Source organism: Luteibacter jiangsuensis, assembly GCF_030812295.1.
Lineage (GTDB): Bacteria > Pseudomonadota > Gammaproteobacteria > Xanthomonadales > Rhodanobacteraceae > Luteibacter > Luteibacter jiangsuensis_A.
The window spans coordinates 493,996-512,436 of the sequence record NZ_JAUSSK010000002.1 but is presented as its reverse complement, the minus strand read 5'-3'; the positions used below and the strand labels follow the sequence as shown (position 1 = coordinate 512,436).

Below are 18,441 nucleotides of genomic sequence, written 5' to 3'. Positions count from 1 at the left end.
CAGTTCCAGGGAGATCTCGTCGCGCGCCCGGATACGTCGTCCGGGCGCGCTGCTGTTCCCGCTGCTTAGAGCGAGAAGTCGTAACGCACGCCCAGACGCAGGTAACGCGGGTTCTGGAAAGCAATCGGACGGCGATAGTCGTCGCTGACCACCGGCACGCCGTTCGCCACCGTACCCGTCTCGCCGACGTCGATCTGGCCCACCGGACGCTGGCTGCCGACGACATTGAACACCGTGGCGGTGAATGCCAACGGCTGCCTGTCACCGGCCCACAGCGGACGGTATTCGGCGTTCAGGTCGAGGTTCCAGGTGTAGGGCAGGCGGCCCTTCGAACCGCGCGGCGACGGCTGGAAGCCGCACTCGAAGTACGAGGCGCCGTACTGGATCGCATCGACCGGATCCACGCCGATGCAGTTCTTCGGACGGCCCGTGGCCACCGCGAGGTTGCCGCCGAGCAGCCATTCCTGCGAAGCCTGCCAGTAACCGTACGCCTTCAACTGGTGCGTACGATCGTTGGGCAGCGGACCATTCGCGTACTGCATGATCTCCGGCGCATCCCAGTCCTGGGTCACCGACGGATCGAGCTGGCCGATATCCGACTTCAGCTGGCCTTCCGAGTTGCCGTAGCTGCGCGAGAAGGTGTAATCGACGCGGCCGTACCAATCATCCGCGAAGTGATGCTCGAGGTAGAGATCGAGCGAGTAGTAGCTGCGTTTCAGGTCAGGGAATGCCACACCTTCGGGCGAGGTGAAGTCGTCCTTGCGAAGATTGAACGGAACGTAGTTGCCACCGCCGACGTCGACCAGGAATTCGTTCGACTTGCCCGGATTGAACAAGTAGCAGCCCGGCAACGATGCATTGCTGATGTCGATGTTGTTGCGCGCGGCATACGCTTCGAACGGACGCGAATCGCAGAAGTCGTCGATCGAGCTCTTCAGCTTGCGATACGTAGCCTTCGCGCCGAAGCTCCAGTTCTCGTTGATCGCCTTGTCGAAGCCCAGGATGTACTCGTCCTGGTAATACGCGTCGATACCCTTGGCGGCGACGGTCTTCGGATCGGGTGTGGTGCCGTCCTCGCCGTTGAGGTAAGCGCGGCTACCCAGCTGGGTGAGGCCGGTCGGCTCGCCGTTCGGACCCACGCCACCGTAGGTGTAGTACTCGCTGTAGTAGGTCGACGCGGAGGCTCCGCGAATCGCGACGTTCGACGGAATGGCCAAGTGGTAGCGACCGGCATTCGCGTAGATCTTGAACGTAGAGTCGCCAAAGACGTCCCAGGTGGCGCCCAGGCGAGGCGCGAGCTGGTGGCGTTGCTTGACGTAGGTGGTGCCGTCGCCATTCAAGTTCTTGAACTGCTCGTTGCGAAGGCCGACGTAGATCCTCCAGCGATCAGTGACCTGCCAGTTATCTTCGATGAACTGAGCTTCCTGTTCGGTCTTGACCGTGGCGCCCGTCTCGAAGAGACGCTTTTCAACGACGTACGTGGTGCCCGGCGGCGGAACGATATCCGGGCGACCGGTGACCCGGCCCGCATTGCGATAAACCCAGCGATAGCCACCCTCGTATATCTGGCCCGAGGTCGATTCCAGGGTCTGGTTGTCCAGACCCGCGCGCAGATCGTGGTCGCCCGCGTGGTATTCGACGTCGAGACGCCAGCCGTGGGTCTTGTCCTTCGCGCCTGCGTTCAGCACGGTGCCATTCACCAGGCCGCAACCAGTGATGGGGTTGGCGATGCCGCGCCGGTTATCGGTGATCCACGGACAATTGGCCGAGCCGGAGTATCCGATATCGCGCTCGTGATTGGTCGTGGTGTGACCGTACAGAGCATTAACCGTCAGGTCGTCCGTGATGTAGCCAGTGTATTTTCCGATGTAGACATCGCCGCCGGGGGCCGAACCCGCGCCCGCGTCGAAATTCTTGAGGTTGTCCGTGCCCAGATAGTTACCGCGGCTGCGCGTCGCATAGTTGTAGGCGTAGACGCTACGCTCGGTGTTGGTCTTGTCGCCGATGCCGGTCAATTCGAGCAGGTGGTTATCGGTGATATTCCAGTCGATCTTGCCCAACCACTTCGTCGCCTTCTGCGTCTGATTCGTGCGCTGTGGAGCGAGGATGCTGCTGGTCGTGGTCGTATTGGTACGAGTGAAATCGCCGGCACCGAAGAAGAACAGCTTGTCCTTGATCAACGGACCGCTGATATAGGCGGTGTATTGCGTGTCACTGCGTTCGTTGCCGCCACGGTTCTGGAACAACTGGCCGTTCGTGCGGTAGATGTTGCGCGGCGACTGGCGCGCACCGTTCGGCTGGATGTACATGCCGACGCCACCCTTCCAGGTGTTACCGCCACGCTTGGACACGATGTTGATCACGCCGCCCGTGGAGCGGCCGTATTCCGCGCCGTAGCCGCCGGTGAAGATCTGCTGCTGGTCGATCGCATCGTAAGGCAGGCTCGTGAAGCCGAGGCCGGTAAGCGCGTTCGTGACGGAGTAACCGTTGATGTAGTACTGGTTCTCCGAAGCCGACGAACCACCGAACGAGGCCACGTTACCGTAGCGGCTGTCGCCGGAGATGACGCCCGGCGCGAGCAGTGCGGCGGCGGTGACGTCACGAGCGAGCGGCAGCTTCTGCAGCTGTTCCGAAGTCAGCACCGTGCGCGAGTCCACCTGCGACACGTCGATCGCGGGAAGCACGTTGCCGGTGACCTGCACGCCTTCGAGATTCTGTGCCTCGGCGGTGGTGGTGGAAGCGCCCGCGAAGGACACGTCGACGCCGCCGCCCAGGTTCACCTGGACATTGTCGCGGGTCTCGACGGTCTGGCCGCCGCGCTCCACGGTGACCTTGTAGCGGCCGACCGGCAGCGAGCTGGCGCGGTAGCGGCCATCGGCGTCGACGCCGACGTCGCGGGTCAGGCCGGTATCCAGGTTCTGCAGGTGGATGACGGCGCCTTCAGGCTGCGCGACGCGGCCGAACACGACACCGGAAGCATTGGACTGGGCGAGCACGGCGCCGCTGGCGAAGCAGAGGGCGAGCGCGGTGCAAAGGGTCGATCGGCGCAGTGCGCCGGTACGCTTGGTGGAACGTTGCATGTCTTGTCTCCCCGATAAACAGCAAATAAGCCGGCCACAAGCGGTGGCCGAACTCGTTTCGACGCCGTCTCATGGGCCCCGGTACCCATCCCCCCCGGGATGCGGCCTGGCTGCTCATGCTCCCCGTGCGCAACTTCTTGCGCCCGACGGCTATCGGTTGCGGTTGTAATCGAATTATTTTGCGTTCGTCAAGTGCATGTTAAGAGTTTCGTTAAGTATCCGTGACAGCGGGGACCCCGACGGGTACCATCGACCGGTTCGGGTGTCCCGACCGGCCAAGGCTGGAGAGGATGAAACGGGAAGCCGGTGCGCCACGTCGTGGCAAGGCCGGCACTGCCCCCGCAACGGTAAGCGTCCATCCGGGTAGGTCGTCAGACCTTTCTCATGGAATCGGCTCACGCCACTGCGCAAGCGGGAAGGCACCGATTTCGCCACCCTGCGGTGGCTGGCGCGAGTCCGGAGACCGGCCCGATGAGCGTCCCGCCCCACGTGGCGGGCGTCCCTGTTTCGGTCGATTCGCGGAGGGCGGATCCGGGCAGCCACCGGGTTCCCGCCCGTTCGCCGTTCGTCGCACGTCCTCCTCGAGCGTCCTTCGCACATTGCCGCCCTGTCGGCAGAGGAAGACGGTTCCATGAAGAAGACCCTGCTCGCGACGGCCTTGCTGTCCTCCATCGCCGTGGCCCATGCCGCCGACGAGGGCGCGCCCGACCGGCTCGATCCGGTCGTGGTGACCGCCAATCGCGCCGCCACGCCACTGGACGAGGTACTCGCGCCGGTCACGCTGATCACCCGCGAGGACATCGAGCGCCTGCAGCCGGTGAGCGTGCAGGACCTGCTTGCCGGCCTGCCCGGCGTGACGATCGCCAATGCCGGTGGCATCGGCCAGCAGACCTCGTTGTTCATGCGCGGCACCAATTCGTCGCATACCCTGGTGTTGCTGGACGGCGTCCGCGTGGGCACCGTCGGCGCCGGCCTGCCGGCCTACGAGCAGCTTCCCGTGGAGCAGATCGATCACATCGAGATCGTCCGCGGTCCCCGCTCCGCCCTGTACGGGTCCGATGCCATCGGCGGCGTGATCCAGATCTTCACCCGCCACGGCCAGGCCGGCGAAGCGCCCACGCCGACGCTCTCGGTGACCGGCGGCAGCCATGGCTACGCAGCGGGCCAGGTGGGCGTGTCCGGCGGAAGCCAGCACGGCTGGTACAACGCCAGCCTGGGTGGGCAGTACACGGCCGGCATCAACGCCTGCCGCATCGGCACCGCGGCCGCCTTTGCCGGCTGCTTCACCGACGAACCCGACCACGATGCATCCCGTACCTATAACGGCTCGCTGTCGGGTGGCTATCGCTGGGACGACGGCACGGAGTTGACCGGCAGCTGGCTGCGCAGCAAGGGTGATATCGAATACGACGGCGATTTCCAGAACCTGACCCGGCGCTCGCAACAGGTCGCCGGGGCGAAGCTGGCGTTCGATGTCCTTGGGAACTGGCGCATGTCCCTCGGCCTGGGCCAGAACCAGGACCGTGCCGACAATTACCTCAACGGAGCCGACAAGACCCTCGACTTCGTCCATTACGGCGTGGACAAGGCCCGCGTCGGTTACCTCTATTCGAAGCGCAACCAGGCGTCGTGGCAGAACGACTTCGTCCTGGCCAAGGACCAGACGTTGAGCGCGGGCGTGGATTTCCAACAGGAAAAGCTGAAAAGCGATACGGATTACCTCAAGGACTCACGGAACAATACCGGCGTGTTCGCGCTCTACCAGGGTCTGTTCGGTCCGCACGAGATCCAGTTGTCGGCGCGCCACGACCACAACACCCAGTTCGGCAACCATACGACCGGCTCGGCGGCCTACGGTTTCCGCTTCGACAACGGCATGAAGATCACCGCGTCGTATGGCACGGCCTTCCATGCGCCCACGTTCAACGACGAGTTCTACCCTTACGGCGCGCCGGTGAACCTGAGCCCCGAGACCTCGCGCACGGCCGAGATCGGCCTCTCGGCGCGGCCGGGCGTGTGGAACTGGGCGGTCAACGCCTATCAGACCACGGTCGACGACCTGATCGGCTTCGATGCCAACTTCCTGCCGGTAAACGTGAGCAAGGCGCGCATCCGCGGGCTGGAAGGACAAGTCGGCGCCGACGTCGGCGGCTGGCACGTACGGGCCTATGCCACGCTTCAACAGCCGAAGAACCGGGATTCGGGCGCGCAGGAGGACAACCTGCTGGCGCGCCGTCCCGAGCGCACCGCGCGGGTGGACCTGGACAAGGACCTCGGCCGCTTCACCCTGGGCGGTTCGGTCTACGCGGCCGGCTACAGCTACGACGACGCGGCCAACACCCGCCGGCTTGGCGGCTACGCCACGGCCGACCTCCGCGCGACCTGGCACCTGGACACGGACTGGAGCGTGCAGGGCAGGGTCGCCAACGTCGCCGACAAGCGCTACGAGACGGCGGCGTTCTACAACCAGTTGGGGCGTACATATTATCTGACGTTCCGCTACGCACCCGGGCACTGACGCGCCGCCGCATGAACGGAGCACCCCTGCCTTCCGGCAGGGCCCCCACTAAAGGCACACGCGACGAAACAAGCGGAACGTCATAAAGTTCGCGGGCGCGGGGAGCCTTCCCGCGATCACAGGAAGTGTCGTGAACTTTTTTGCACCATTCATTCGCCGGCCGATCGGTACCTCGTTGCTTGCGGCGGGCCTGACCCTCGCCGGCGCGATCGCATACATGCTGCTGGGCGTCGCCGCGTTGCCTTCGATCGAGGTACCGGCGGTCTTTATCCAGGCGCAGATGCCCGGCGCCAACGCGCAGACGATGGCGTCGACGGTCATCGCGCCGCTGGAGCGCCACCTGGGGCAGATCCCGGGTGTCGACCAGATGTACTCCAACAGCACGGAGAACTCCGGCTTCGTCCGCGTCCGCTTCAACATGGACCGCTCGACCGACGCCGCCGCCCGCGACGTGCAGGCCGCGATCAACGCGGCGGCCGCCGACCTCCCCGCCGGCATGCCCTCGCCACCGCAGTACTTCAAGTTCGACACCGGCCAGATCCCGGTGCTGCTGGTCGCGATGACCTCGAAGACCATGCCGCCCGACAAGCTCTACGACGTGGTGGACACGCTGATCCGCCCCGCGGTGGCACAGATCGACGGCGTGTCGCGTGTACAGGTGTTCGGAGGGACACCCCATGCGGTGCGCATCGAGCTGGACACGAACGCCCTGGCGGCGAAGCAGCTGACCGCGAACGATGTCTCCAACGCCTTGCAGGCCGCCAACGTGAACTCGCCGCAGGGCGTGCTCTCCGACGGCGAGACGCAGATGACGGTGATCGCGAACGACGGGCTGCGCGACCCGAAGGACTTCGCCAATATCCTGATCGCCATGCGCAATGGGGTTCCGGTACGGCTCTCGGACATCGCCAATGTCCACAGCGGGCAGCAGGACCAGTTCCAGGCCGCGTGGTTCCAGGGCGAGCGCTCGGTCACCATGCAGATCAGCAAGCGCCCGGAGGCGAACTCCATCGCCACCGCGGAAGCCATCCGTGCGGCGTTGCCACGGTTCCAGGCGCTGCTGCCGGCGGATGCGAAGGTCACGCCGATCTTCGACCTGACCCAGACCACGCAGTCCGCACTGCACGAGGTCAAGGTCGCGCTGATGATCAGTATCGTCATGGTCATCCTGGTGATGCTGGTGTTCCTGCGCCGTCTGGGGCCGACGATGATCGCCACGCTCAGCGTGCCGCTGTCGCTGGCGGGTGCGTTCGTCGTGATGTGGACGTTGGGCTATACCCTGAACACGATGTCGCTGATGGCACTGGTGCTGTGCATCGGCTTCGTCGTCGATGACGCCATCGTGGTCATCGAGAACATCGTCCGGCACATGGAGAACGGTGCGAAACCCATGGCCGCGGCACTGGAAGGCGTGCGCGAGATCGGTTTCACGGTGATCTCCATCACGCTGTCGCTGGTGGCGGTGTTCGCGCCGCTGCTGTTCGGCAACAACATGATCACCAAGCTGCTCCGCGAGTTCTCGGTGACGCTTGCCGCCGCGGTGTTGATCTCGGCGGTGGTGTCGCTGACCCTCACGCCGGCCTTGTGCGCGCATTACCTCAAGCACGACGCGCCGGACCGCAAGCCGAGCCGCTGGGAACTGGCCCTGGAGCGTTTCGACCGGGGTTTCCTCGGGGTCTACCAGCGTGCGCTCGACTGGGCGATGCGCCATCGCCGCCTGATGCGCTGGCAGCCTTTGATCCTGCTCGCCGCGACGGTCGTGCTGGCCATCGCCGTGGTGAAGACGGCCGGCGGCAATTTCATGCCCGACGAGGACACCGGCATGCTGCAGGCACAGATCAGCGCCGACGCCAACATCTCGCCGGATGAGATGACGCGCCGCCTGAAACGCGTCAGCGAGCTCATGCAGAACGACAGCACGGTGGCCGACGTCACCACGATCCTCGGCGGCGACAACGGTGGCGCCGTGGGCAACCAGGGCCTGATGTTCGTCGACCTCAAGCCCAAGGGCAGCGGTCCCGGCCAGCGCAAGGAATCGATCAAGGAGATCATGGACAGGCTTGGCAAGGAGTACGAGAAGTTTTCCGATGTCCAGGTCTTCATGAACCCCGTGCAGTTCCTCGGCGGTGGTGGCGGCAACAGCAATCGCGGCCAGTACTCGTTCCAATTGATCAGCACCGGCGGCGAGGACCTGCAGCCCTGGGTGCTGAAGCTCGTGCGCCAGATGCGCAACATGAAGGAGTTCCGCGACGTCGGCAGCGACTTCGACATCGTCGGCAAGCAGCAGATGGTGAAGGTCGACCGCGACGCGGCCTCGCGCCTCCAGGTGGGCATGGGCATGATCGACTCGGCCCTGTTCAACGCCTTCGGCCAGCGCCAGGTCTCCATCATCTATTCGGACATCAACCAGTACTGGGTGGTGTTGACGGCCGCGGCCGCGCAGACACTCAGCCCGGATGCCTTGCTCAACACCTACGTGAAGAACAGCGTGGGCACGATGATCCCGTTGTCGGCCGTCGCAAAGATCGCGCCAGTCGCGGTGCCGAGCGCGGTGACCCACCAGAACCAGCTCGAATCGGCGGATATCACCTACAACCTCGCGCCGAAAATCACGGCGGACAAGGGCAACACCCTGGTCGAACAGGCGGTGCATGCGATCAACCTGCCCGAAGGTGTCCGCATGGACTTCACCGGCGCGAACCAGCGCCTGCGTGACGCGCAGTCGAACGGCATGGTGCTGCTGATCGGCGCCATTCTCGCCGTCTACATCGTGCTCGGCATCCTGTACGAGAGCCTGGGCCATCCGCTGACCATCATCTCGACCTTGCCGGCCGCGGGCGCCGGTGCCTTCCTCGCCATGCTGGTCACTCAGACCCAGCTCACCCTCATGGCGATCATCTCGGTGTTGCTGCTGATCGGCATCGTGAAGAAGAACGCGATCCTCATGGTGGACTTCGCCCTGGTCGCACAGCGCGAGCACGGCATGTCACCGGTGGAAGCCATCCGCCAGGCGGCGCTGGTGCGCTTCCGCCCGATCACCATGACCACGCTGGTGGCGATGGGCGCGGCCCTGCCGCTGGCGATCGGCTTCGGCGTGGGTTCGGAGATGCGCCGCCCACTGGGCATCGCCATCGTCGGCGGCCTGCTCGTGTCGCAGTTGCTCACCTTGCTCAGCACGCCCGCGATCTACCTGTGGAACCACGATCGCAAGGAGCGCAAATACCGTCGCAAGCTGAAGCGCCGGTACAAGCGCTGGTTGAAGATCCGCAAGGCTAGAGGCTAGATGACTGCTGGGAGCCGACCCTGTGGGAGCCGACTTCGTCGGCGATCCCGCGGCAGCGGGCCAGATTGACGCAAGCACCCATCGCCGCTGAAGCGGCTCCCACAACAGGGGAACTCGCCACTCTTCACGTTGAGCAGTCCGGGTCGAAGCAGACCTTGTGGGAGCCGACTTCGTCGGCGATCCCGCGGCAGCGGGCCAGGTTGACGCAAGCACCCATCGCCGACAGGGTCGGCTCCCACCTTATCCCTCGCCAATAGCGCGCGACGCCAGCATATGCACGTAGTCGCGCACGTCTTGGGGCCAATCATGGATGAGGGCTTCGAACCGCTCGGTCTCGTGACGATGGAAAGCCCGCGAGGCTTCTTCATACCCGGGCAGGTTGCCGGCGAGCGCCGACATCACCCGGTCCACCGCCTCGCGCGCCTGCCGCACGCGATCGGCTGGCGCTCCATCGCGGCTGGCCGTTTCGACGAGACGGCGCAAGGCGACGGATGCGCCGCCGGGTTGGTTGGCCAACCATTCCCAGTGCCGCGGAAGCAAGGTCACCTCGCGGGCCACGACGCCCAGCTTCGGCCGGCCCGGCCCACGCTTCGCCACCGGGTCGAACCCCGGTAACCGCGCGAGCACATCGTGGACGGTGCCACGGTAGTCGATATCGACGGGCCGGCCGGTGCTGTCGTCGTAGATGATCGGCGTGGCGCCGGGATCGCTGTCGAGCAGCATCTTGCAGCGCTCGGCCACCACGGCGAGCGAGCCAGCCGCGAGGTGTCGATGTTCGAGGAAAGCGGTGTAAGTGGACATGGTGCTGCCGTCGATCTCAAGTTGTCTACATATTACCCGGGTTAAATATAAGGTCAATACCTCCGGGTAAAAATCTCTACAGCCCCGCTGCCTGGGCCGGCAGTTCATCGGCGATCCAGTCCACGAAGGCCCGCAGCCGGGCGTTGTGCCTGCGCTCCGGCGGATAGACGAGATACACCGGCAAAGGAACGGGCTGATATTCCGGCAGCAGGCTAACCAGGCGTCCGCGAGCGACGTGTTCGTTCGTCGTGAACGCCAGGGTTTGCGCCAGCCCCAGGCCTGCCATCACCGCCGCCGTGCGGGCGTTGCTCTCGTTGACCTCGACGGCCGCCTTCACCTCGATCAGGGTCTCGCGCGCGTCCTCGCGAAACCTCAGCGGCTGGGTGCGGCCGCTGCGCGCGGAGAAATAGCCGATCACATCATGGCCCTCACGCAGGATGTCCACCGGAACGGCCGGCGTTCCACGGCGCGCAAGGTAACCGGGCGTGGCACACAACATCCAGGGCAATTCGGCGATTTGCCGGGTCACTAGGTTCGGATCGTCGGCGGTGCTGCGAATGGCGCAGTCGATGCCCTCGCCGATCAGGTCCACGGTCCGGTCGGTCACCCCCAGCTGCACGCGGATACCGGGATAACGCGCGCGGAATTCCGGGAGCCTGGGCAGGATGAGTGCTGCCGCCACCGAACCACCGGTATCCACCCGCAGATTGCCCACGGGGTTGCGGCGGCCACCGGCGAGCGTGGTTTCGAAGTCGTCCAGTTCGGCGAGCCATTGGCGGGTGCGTTCGTAGTAGGCGTCGCCTTCGGCGGTCACCGTCACCCGGCGCGTGGTGCGTTCAAGCAGACGGACGCCCAGTTCCGCCTCGAGCCCCTGGATCAACTTGGTCACCGTGGACTTGGGCATGCGCAATGCGTCGGCCGCGCGCCCAAAGCCCCCGGTCTCGACGAGGCGGCCGAATACCCGCATGGCAAGCAGACGATCCATGGTTGTTCACCCACATGAATAATGAAATCGTGGTTCGATTATTTATCCACGGAGGACGAATAACTAGATTGGACTCATCGGCCACGCGGTGGCCTCGGAGAACTCCCATGCATACCCTCGACACCAGCAACGTCCATACCTCGCGCCACGCCGGCAAGATCGTGCTCGTCACCGGCGGCAGTTCCGGCATCGGCCTGGCCACGGCGGAGCGTTTCGTACGCGAAGGCGCCACGGTCTACATCACCGGTCGCCGACAGGCCGAGCTCGACGCCGCCTCCGCGAAGCTCGGCGTCACCGCGATCCAGGGTGATATCGCCCGGGCCGCCGACCTCGACCGCATCTTCGACACGATCCGCCGTCAAAGCGGACGCCTGGACATCCTGTTTGCCAACGCGGGCGGTGGCGAGTTCGTGGCCCTCGGCCAAGTGACCGAAGCCCAGTTCGACAAATACTTCGGCATCAACGTGAAGGGCACGCTCTTCACCGTGCAGAAGGGGCTCGAACTGATGGGACCGGGATCGGCGATCGTCCTGAACGGATCCATGGTATCGATCAAGGGACCGGCGGCGTTCGGCGTCTATGCGGCCACGAAGGCCGCGCTGCGCTCGTTCGCGCGAACCTGGGCCAGTGACCTCAAGGGCCGCGACATCCGCGTCAACGTGGTGGCCCCGGGCGTCATCGTGACGCCCGGGTACAAGACGGAACTGGGCATGAGCGACGAGCAGATCGCCGAATACACGGCCTACGTGGAAGGCATCACGCCGCTGGGCCGGACCGGAACCCCCGACGAGGTGGCGAAGGCGGTGTCCTTCCTCGCTTCCGACGAGGCGAGCTACATCACCGGCGTGGAACTGTTCGTCGACGGTGGGCAGGCGCAGGTCTGAGGAACGTTCCTACGCGACGCCCCACGCGTAGGAATCCATCGCGAGCACGCCGTAGGTGATGCCGCCATCGATCGCCATCGGCGTGTCGCCACGGGCGGCGCCCACCGCCACCAGCAAGGGAAGGTAATGCTCTTCGGTCGGATGGGCGCGGATGGCGCTCGGGGCAAGGCGGCGATAGTCGACCAGGGCGTCGACGTGGCCCGACAGCACGGCCTCGCGGCTCCACGCCGCGAACGCCTTCGCATAGGCCGCCGATTCGCCCGCACGGCGAACCTCGTGCAGGTTATGGGTGAGACTGCCCGAGCCCACCACCGCGACGCCGCGATCCCGCAACGGCGCCAGCGCCTTGCCGAGTCGAAGGGCGCCGGCGGCATCGAGGTTGTGTGGCATCGAGACCTGGATCACCGGCGTGTCGGCGTCGGGTCGCAGGTAGCGCAAAGGCACCCACGTCCCATGGTCGTAGCCGCGCTCCGCGTCCACCATCGCGGCGAAACCGCTGTCGATAAGCATCGAAGCCGTCTCGGCGGCGAGAGCGGGCAAGCCCGGCGACGGATACGTGAGGCTGTACAGCGGCGGCGGAAAGCCGCCGAAGTCGTGGATCGTTTCCGGCCATGCTGCCCCGGTGACGCGAATGCCGCAGGTTTGCCAATGCGGCGAAACCACAACGATGGCCGTGGCGCTCGCCAACCGTCGACCGAGCTCGGTCAGTCGCGAACCCAGCAGGCCGGGTTCCAGGGCGAAGGTGGGAGCACCATGGGAAACGAAGATCGCGGGGGCGCGGAACATGGAAAGATCACCGGGGACGTGGCGCGATGCCACCTCGCCTCAATGTAGGCACTCCGAGCCACCGGATAAATCGTCCTGCGGCGAACACATTGGCGCCGGGAACGAACGACGGCAGCCGCCACTGAAGAAATTGCCAGGGGCGCCTTACAAGGATTGGTAGAACTGGAGCGAGTTCTGGCCGGGATCACCCACGTGGAACTCGCGGGTGCTCCAGGGCGTTGCCGCCGGTGACGACCAAGGGCCGCCCCGGCCCGTCGCTGCCTCGATACCGCCGCTCGCAAGGAACTCCCGATAGATCGCATCGACGTCACTCACAACGAACCGGTATGCAGGACGGTCCGCCGGGTAAGTCCATTGACTCGGGTCCCCCCATTGAAGGTGCAGTTCGACGTTGTCGCGGATAACGCCAGCATATTTTGGCTCGCCGGGTGAATCCTGGAACGACAGCCTGAAACCGAGAGCGCGGTAGAACCGCACCGACGCGGCCACGTCTTTGGCCATAAGCACCGGGTGGATGGCTTGCAGGATTGCTGTCATGGATGTGCCTCGATGGTCCAAGTGCCACGCAACGATTGAACAGGCTACCCCGTGGGCCCGGTTATACATCCGAATGGCTGGCGCCGATGGCCGATTGAACATCGTGCCTCCCCTTTGGAGGTGGTTCCGACCAAGCCCCCGGAAGCCGCGAATCAAATAATTGCACCTCCCCCCTTTATTCACGCCCACTGGACACTATTTACCGAACGATCCAGTTCACTAACGTCCCATTACAAGGCCTGTTTCCCCATGCGCTCGTCCCGCCTCGCACTCGGCGTCCTCGCCTCCATCTCCCTCGCCGCCGTGACCGTCCCCGCCGCCGCGCAGACCCACCTGGAAGTCCAGGGTGGCCGCAGCTACATGGACAGCCACGGCACCGATGCCTTCTTCGTCGAAGCCGTGTTCGATCCCCGAGCGATGGGGCAGAGCCGCTTCACCTGGTCGCCGGATGTATCGCTCGGCTATATCAGCGGCCGTCACGTCGGCGAGTACCGCGACGCACACCCGGGCGTGACGAACAATGTCTGGGTCGGCGCCGCCGGCGCGCGCTTCCACTACGGCAGCGCCGGTGACTGGTACCAGCCGTTTTTCTTCAGCTTCCAGCTGGCGGGCACGGCGGGCGGCCGCACCCAGGCGCTCTCCAGCGCTTACCAATTCGTCAGCACGCTGGGCTGGCAGTACAAGAACGTGAGCTTCCAGATCCGCCATATCTCCAACGGCAGCTTCAAGGAACCGAACCGTGGCGAGACGATGGCCCTGGTGGGTATCGGCTTCGATATCTGACCGCGTTTCTCACCAACAAAAAAGCCGGCGTTTCGCAACGCCGGCTTTTTTGTTCTTCGGGAACGGCCTCAGTGACCCGAGGCTGCCGGTCCCGCCTTCGCCGCGAAGGGTGGCTTGGCCAGCCATACCACGAAGATCAAGGCCACGAACACATAGCCGAGCAGGTGGAATACCTCGTTGAACGAGATCTGGTAACCCTGCTGGGTGATCATCTGGTTCATCGCCGCCGCCGCGTACTGCGGGTCCCCGTGACCGATCTGGGTGAGCGCCTGTTGCGCCGTGGGGTCGAACGGCGTGATGTGTTCGGCCAACCTTTCGTGATGGACGATCGCGCGGTGATCCCACAGGAAGGTGGTGAGCGATGCCGCGAAGCTGCCACCCAGCGTGCGCAGGAAGGTGGCGAGGCCGGAGCCCGCCGCGATCTCGCGCGGTTGCAGGTCGGACAGCAGGATGCTGAGCACCGGCATGAAGAACAGCGCCACGCCCAGGCCCTGGATCAGCTGCACCATCGCGACGCTGTAGAAGTCGATGTCCAGGAAAAAGTCGGCGCGCATGAAGCACGTCGCACCCATCACGATGAACGCGCCCGAGGCCAGGATGCGCAGGTCGAACTTGTGCGCATAGCGGCCCACGAAGGGCGTGAGTATCACCGGCAGGATACCCAGGGGAGCCGCGGCGAAACCCGCCCAGGTGGACGTATAGCCGACGTTGCGCTGCAACCATTGCGGCACGAGCAGGCCGATGGCGAAAAACGCCGCGTAAGCCAGCACGAGGCACAACGTGCCCATCGCGAAGTTACGGTGGCGGAACAGCTTCAGGTTGACGATCGGGTCCTTGTCGGTGAGTTCCCAGATAAGGAACACGATCAGGCCGATCGCCGCGACGATCGCCGTGATGACGATGAAGGTGGAGGAGAACCAGTCTTCGTCGTTGCCCTTGTCGAGCACGACCTGCAGCGCTCCCACGCCGATGATCAACGTGATGAGGCCCACATAGTCGACCTTGGGTTTCTCGGTGACTTCCGGGCGCCCCTTCATCTGGTTGGCCACGACGAAGCTGGCGAAGATGCCGATCGGTACGTTGATGAAGAAGATCCACGGCCAGGTGTAGTTGTCGGTGATCCAGCCGCCGAGGATCGGACCCGCGATGGGCGCGACGACGGTGACCATCGCCAGCAATGCCAGCGCCATGCCGCGTTTGGCCGGTGGATAGATCGAGATCAACAAGCTCTGCGTGATCGGATACATCGGGCCGGCCACCGCGCCCTGGATGGCGCGGAACAGGATGAGCATGCTCATGCTCTGCGCGATGCCGCACAGGAATGAAGCAAGCGAGAACAACAGCGTCGCCCAGACGAACAGCTTCGTTTCACCGAAACGCCGGGTGAGGAAGCCGGTCAGCGGCAAGGCGATCGCGTTGCTCACCGCGAACGAGGTGATGACCCAGGTGCTCTGGTTGGAGCTGACGCCCAGGTTGCCGGCGATGGTCGGCAGCGAGACGTTCGCGATCGTGGTGTCGAGCACCTGCATGAAGGTCGCGAGCGACAGCCCGACCGTGGACAGCGCCAGGTTCGGCGGTCGAAATTCGGTGCTCATGGCCGCTCCCTTACTTCGGGGCCTGCTGTTGCTCGCCTTCGCCGGCGGAGGCGTTCTCGTGGATCACGCGAGCGATGTCCTTGTCGGCATCGGCGAGCTGCTTGTCGTAGATCGGCGTGGAGAACTCCGGCGCGGTGGGCGCCTGCTTCGCCAGCAGCGGACCACTCTGGTCGTGCAGCGACACCGTGACCTTGGTAGACAGGCCGAGACGCAGCGGCTTTTCTTCCAGCTGCTTGGGATCGGTGAACACGACGCGGACCGGCACGCGCTGCACGATCTTGATCCAGTTGCCCGTGGCGTTCTGCGCCGGCAGGATCGAGAAAGCGCTGCCACTGCCGACGCCGAGGCTGCGAACCCTGGCCTTGTAGACGATGTCGCTGCCGTAGACGTCGGCGGTCACATCGACCGGCTGGCCGATGCGCATGTGGGTCAACTGGGTTTCCTTGAAGTTCGCGTCGATCCATACCTGGTGCAACGGCACCACGGCCATCAGCGCCGCACCCGGCTGCACGCGCTGGCCCACCTGCACGGTGCGCTTGGCGACATAGCCGTCGACGGGAGCGATCAGCGTGGAACGCACGTCGTCGAGGTACGCCGAGCGCAGCTTGGCGGCGGCGGCGCGCACGTCCGGATGCGAGGCGACGACGGTGTCGTCGACCAGGACCTTGCTGCTGCTGTACGCCTGCTTGGCCGAAGACAGGCTGTCCTCGGCGGAGGTCAGCGTATCCAGGGCGTGCGACAGTTCCTCGGCTGAGATCGCGCCAGACTTGGCGAGATCGCGGCGGCGGTTGTAGTCGGCACGGGCACGCGCCACGGCGGTCTGGCGCACGGCCACATCGGCCTGCGCCGAAGCCACGTTGTTGTACAGGCCGCGCACGCGGCGCACGGTATTGGCGAGGTTGGCGCGCGCGCTTTCCAGGGCCACTTCGGCGTCGCTCGGATCGAGCTTCACCAGCACGTCGCCCTGGTGCACCAGGTCGCCGTCGTCCGCACCGATCGAGGTGACGGTGCCGGCGATCTGCGGCGTGATCTGCACGACGTTGCCATTGACGTAGGCGTCGTCGGTGTCCTCGTACCAGCGCCCGTCCACGAAATACCAGACGGTCCAACCGATGGCGGCCAGGACGAGCACCAGGACAAGGAGCTTGAGGAAGAAGCCGCGACGGCTCTTCGGTGCCGGCGCCACGACGGCGCCGGCAGGGGCGGTGGTTTCTTGTGACATCGTTGGGTGCCTCGGGACGTGTTCTTAGTGATGGGCCGGCGTGGCGGCGGCGACAGGCTGGTCGTCCGCCTCGGGACGGAATCCGCCACCCAGCGCCTGGATCAGTTGGACGGAGGTGTCGACCTGCTGTGCGCGGAGCGCGGCCATGCGCTGCTGGGCCTGAAGCAGTTGCTGGCGCACGATGAGCGATTCCAGGTAGCTGCCGACACCGGCCTTGTAGCGCTGCTGTGAAAGGTCGTACGCCTGCTGGGCGGCATCCTCCGCGCGCTGCTGCGCGGCGATCTGCGTACCGAAGGAATCCAGCGCGGAGAGATCGTCGGCGACTTCATTCAGCGCGCCCACCAACGTCTTGTTGTACTGAGCCACGGCAAGGTCGTATTCCGCATCCTTCCCGGCAAGGTTCGCGCGAAGGCGGCCTCCATCGAAGATCGGCAGGCTGAAAGCCGGCAACACCTGCCAGAAGCGGGCACGCGACGCGAACAGGTTTTCCGAACCACCCGCCACCTGCGCGGCGAGGATGCCGAGGCTGACGTTGGGCAGGAATTCCGTCTTCGCCGCGGCGATGTCCTTCGAGGCCGCTTCCACTCGCCAGCGCGCGGCGACGAGGTCGGCGCGATGGCCGAGCAGGTCCGCCGGCAGGTTGGCCGGCACCGCGACGGCCGACGGCGTCAGCACCGCCGGTCGGCCGATGTCGAGCCCACGGTCCGGCCCCTTGCCTAGCAACACGCTCAGCGTGCTGCGGGCCGAATCGATGGCACGTTGGGCCACGGCCATTTCACGCTCGGCCGTGGCGACCTCGGTGTCGGACTGCTTGATCTGGATCTGGTTGTCGACGCCGGCGGCGACGCGCTGACGGGTGAGGTCGCGCGACGCGTGGCTGCGGTCGAGCTCGGCCTGCGCCACGTCCATCTGGGTGAAGGCATAACCGAGCTGCACGTAGGCACGCGCGACATTGGTCGAGATCTCGATGCGCGCGGCGCGGGCGTCGATCTCCGCCGCACGCTGCGAGCCGAGCGCGGCCTCCCACGCGGCGCGCTTGCCGCCCCACAGGTCGAGGTCCCAGTTGAAGTTGCCGTAGCCGTACTTCGTCCAGCTGAAATGGTTACCCAGCGGCGCGGGGAACAACGTGCCGGGAAGATGCGCGCCGGCGACACCGCCGCCGACGCTGAAGGTGGGATCGCGCGAGGCGTCGGCCGCGCCACTCTGCGCCTGGGCCTGACGCACACGCGCATCTGCCGAGGCGAGGTCGGGATTGTCTTTCAGGGCTTCCTCGATGAGCGCGCCGAGCTGGCTGTCGCCCAGACCGGTCCACCAGTCCGCCGCCGGCCAGTTCGCCGGGGAGACCTGCGCCTTGGCCAGGCTTCGGTCGGCGTGAAGGGTGGCCGGATCGGTCAGCTGGCCCTGCGGATCCAGGCCACGGCTGGTCACGCAGCCGGAAAGGATCAACGCGGCCCCGACGGCCGCCACGAGAGTGTGCAGACGCATGAGTTTTGCCTCGACAGTGAATCAGTCTTTTTCGCGGAGCGCGTTGAGCACGCGTCCCAGGTAATCGTGCAGGCGCTCGCGTTCTTCCGCGGAGAGGTCGCGCTGGGCGCGTTCTAGCGTCGCCACGTTGCTTTCGTACAAGTGCCGCCAGAGCGCCTCGCCCGCCTCGGTCAGCTCGATCCTCAACGCGCGCCGGTCTTGCTGGTGCGGTTGGCGGCGCAGGTAGCCCTTGGCTTCCAGCTGGTCGAGCTGACGTGTCATCGCGCCACCGTCCACGTCCACCGCGCGAGCCAGTTCGGTCGCGGACATCGGCCCGAACACCGCCAGGCGCTTGAGCACATGGAACTGGGTGAACTTCAGGTCCGCCCCTTGCGCGGCGAGGGCGGACTCGATCGCTCGCACGATCTCGCTCCGGACCATGCCGATCAGGGAGCCGAGGCTATCCCTGCCGTCGGGGGTGGGGCAGACGCTGTTGTTCATGG

At 65.4% G+C, this 18,441-nt stretch carries 13 protein-coding genes and 1 riboswitch; of the genes, 4 read left to right on the top strand and 9 right to left on the bottom strand.

Annotated features, from left to right (window positions below):
* Positions 1 to 65: 65 nt before the first annotated feature.
* Positions 66 to 3,080, bottom strand: a complete 3,015-nt coding sequence (locus tag J2T07_RS07665) for a TonB-dependent receptor (protein ID WP_306848703.1) — start codon at positions 3,078 to 3,080, stop codon at positions 66 to 68.
* Positions 3,081 to 3,323: 243 nt separating this feature from the next.
* A riboswitch (cobalamin riboswitch) is annotated at positions 3,324 to 3,566 on the top strand.
* 145 nt (positions 3,567 to 3,711) lie between these two features.
* On the opposite strand from J2T07_RS07665, the gene J2T07_RS07660 reads away from it, so the two are divergent.
* Complete coding sequence (locus J2T07_RS07660; RefSeq protein WP_306848700.1) at positions 3,712 to 5,598, top strand: TonB-dependent receptor domain-containing protein; 1,887 nt, start codon at positions 3,712 to 3,714, stop codon at positions 5,596 to 5,598.
* A 130-nt stretch (positions 5,599 to 5,728) separates the two neighbouring features.
* On the top strand, positions 5,729 to 8,881 hold the full coding sequence (locus J2T07_RS07655; RefSeq protein ID WP_306848699.1) for an efflux RND transporter permease subunit: 3,153 nt from the start codon (positions 5,729 to 5,731) through the stop codon (positions 8,879 to 8,881).
* A 240-nt stretch (positions 8,882 to 9,121) separates the two neighbouring features.
* Here the strand turns inward: J2T07_RS07655 and J2T07_RS07650 are convergent, their stop codons facing one another.
* Both J2T07_RS07650 and J2T07_RS07645 read right to left on the bottom strand, forming a co-directional pair.
* Positions 9,122 to 9,682 (bottom strand): DUF2239 family protein, encoded by a 561-nt coding sequence (locus J2T07_RS07650; protein WP_306848697.1) that lies wholly within the window; start codon positions 9,680 to 9,682, stop codon positions 9,122 to 9,124.
* 76 nt (positions 9,683 to 9,758) lie between these two features.
* A complete protein-coding gene (locus J2T07_RS07645; protein WP_306848695.1) occupies positions 9,759 to 10,667 on the bottom strand; it encodes a LysR family transcriptional regulator in 909 nt (302 codons plus the stop codon).
* Positions 10,668 to 10,774: 107 nt separating this feature from the next.
* On the opposite strand from J2T07_RS07645, the gene J2T07_RS07640 reads away from it, so the two are divergent.
* A complete protein-coding gene (locus J2T07_RS07640; RefSeq protein WP_306848693.1) occupies positions 10,775 to 11,551 on the top strand; it encodes an SDR family oxidoreductase in 777 nt (258 codons plus the stop codon).
* A gap of 9 nt (positions 11,552 to 11,560) precedes the next feature.
* Here J2T07_RS07640 and J2T07_RS07635 read toward each other — a convergent pair whose 3' ends face one another.
* Positions 11,561 to 12,337, bottom strand: a complete 777-nt coding sequence (locus J2T07_RS07635; protein ID WP_306848691.1) for a dioxygenase family protein — start codon at positions 12,335 to 12,337, stop codon at positions 11,561 to 11,563.
* A gap of 144 nt (positions 12,338 to 12,481) precedes the next feature.
* Entirely contained in the window at positions 12,482 to 12,874 is a 393-nt protein-coding gene (locus J2T07_RS07630; RefSeq protein ID WP_306848689.1) for a VOC family protein, read from the bottom strand.
* Positions 12,875 to 13,123: 249 nt separating this feature from the next.
* On the opposite strand from J2T07_RS07630, the gene J2T07_RS07625 reads away from it, so the two are divergent.
* Positions 13,124 to 13,657: an acyloxyacyl hydrolase gene (locus J2T07_RS07625; RefSeq protein ID WP_306848687.1), complete on the top strand. Its 534-nt coding sequence runs from the start codon at positions 13,124 to 13,126 to the stop codon at positions 13,655 to 13,657.
* Between the two features lie 68 nt (positions 13,658 to 13,725).
* Here J2T07_RS07625 and J2T07_RS07620 read toward each other — a convergent pair whose 3' ends face one another.
* The 4 genes from J2T07_RS07620 to J2T07_RS07605 are packed head-to-tail and all read right to left on the bottom strand — an operon-like array spanning position 13,726 to position 18,439.
* On the bottom strand, positions 13,726 to 15,252 hold the full coding sequence (locus J2T07_RS07620) for a DHA2 family efflux MFS transporter permease subunit (protein ID WP_306848685.1): 1,527 nt from the start codon (positions 15,250 to 15,252) through the stop codon (positions 13,726 to 13,728).
* Between the two features lie 10 nt (positions 15,253 to 15,262).
* On the bottom strand, positions 15,263 to 16,474 hold the full coding sequence (locus J2T07_RS07615; RefSeq protein ID WP_306848683.1) for an efflux RND transporter periplasmic adaptor subunit: 1,212 nt from the start codon (positions 16,472 to 16,474) through the stop codon (positions 15,263 to 15,265).
* Positions 16,475 to 16,498: 24 nt separating this feature from the next.
* The gene (locus J2T07_RS07610) at positions 16,499 to 17,959 is read right to left on the bottom strand and encodes an efflux transporter outer membrane subunit (protein WP_306848680.1); all 1,461 of its coding nucleotides are present in this window, start codon (positions 17,957 to 17,959) and stop codon (positions 16,499 to 16,501) included.
* Between the two features lie 21 nt (positions 17,960 to 17,980).
* Positions 17,981 to 18,439: a MarR family winged helix-turn-helix transcriptional regulator gene (locus J2T07_RS07605; RefSeq protein ID WP_306848678.1), complete on the bottom strand. Its 459-nt coding sequence runs from the start codon at positions 18,437 to 18,439 to the stop codon at positions 17,981 to 17,983.
* Positions 18,440 to 18,441: the final 2 nt, after the last annotated feature.

What these genes read in the sequence shown, in the direction of transcription:
- J2T07_RS07665 (WP_306848703.1), bottom strand. Translation starts at nt 3,080, where the DNA reads ATGCAACGTTCCACCAAGCGTACCGGCGCACTGCGCCGATCGACCCTT.
- J2T07_RS07660 (WP_306848700.1), top strand. Translation starts at nt 3,712, where the DNA reads ATGAAGAAGACCCTGCTCGCGACGGCCTTGCTGTCCTCCATCGCCGTG.
- J2T07_RS07650 (WP_306848697.1), bottom strand. Translation starts at nt 9,682, where the DNA reads ATGTCCACTTACACCGCTTTCCTCGAACATCGACACCTCGCGGCTGGC.
- J2T07_RS07645 (WP_306848695.1), bottom strand. Translation starts at nt 10,667, where the DNA reads ATGGATCGTCTGCTTGCCATGCGGGTATTCGGCCGCCTCGTCGAGACC.
- J2T07_RS07640 (WP_306848693.1), top strand. Translation starts at nt 10,775, where the DNA reads ATGCATACCCTCGACACCAGCAACGTCCATACCTCGCGCCACGCCGGC.
- J2T07_RS07635 (WP_306848691.1), bottom strand. Translation starts at nt 12,337, where the DNA reads ATGTTCCGCGCCCCCGCGATCTTCGTTTCCCATGGTGCTCCCACCTTC.
- J2T07_RS07630 (WP_306848689.1), bottom strand. Translation starts at nt 12,874, where the DNA reads ATGACAGCAATCCTGCAAGCCATCCACCCGGTGCTTATGGCCAAAGAC.
- J2T07_RS07625 (WP_306848687.1), top strand. Translation starts at nt 13,124, where the DNA reads ATGCGCTCGTCCCGCCTCGCACTCGGCGTCCTCGCCTCCATCTCCCTC.
- J2T07_RS07620 (WP_306848685.1), bottom strand. Translation starts at nt 15,252, where the DNA reads ATGAGCACCGAATTTCGACCGCCGAACCTGGCGCTGTCCACGGTCGGG.
- J2T07_RS07615 (WP_306848683.1), bottom strand. Translation starts at nt 16,474, where the DNA reads ATGTCACAAGAAACCACCGCCCCTGCCGGCGCCGTCGTGGCGCCGGCA.
- J2T07_RS07610 (WP_306848680.1), bottom strand. Translation starts at nt 17,959, where the DNA reads ATGCGTCTGCACACTCTCGTGGCGGCCGTCGGGGCCGCGTTGATCCTT.
- J2T07_RS07605 (WP_306848678.1), bottom strand. Translation starts at nt 18,439, where the DNA reads ATGAACAACAGCGTCTGCCCCACCCCCGACGGCAGGGATAGCCTCGGC.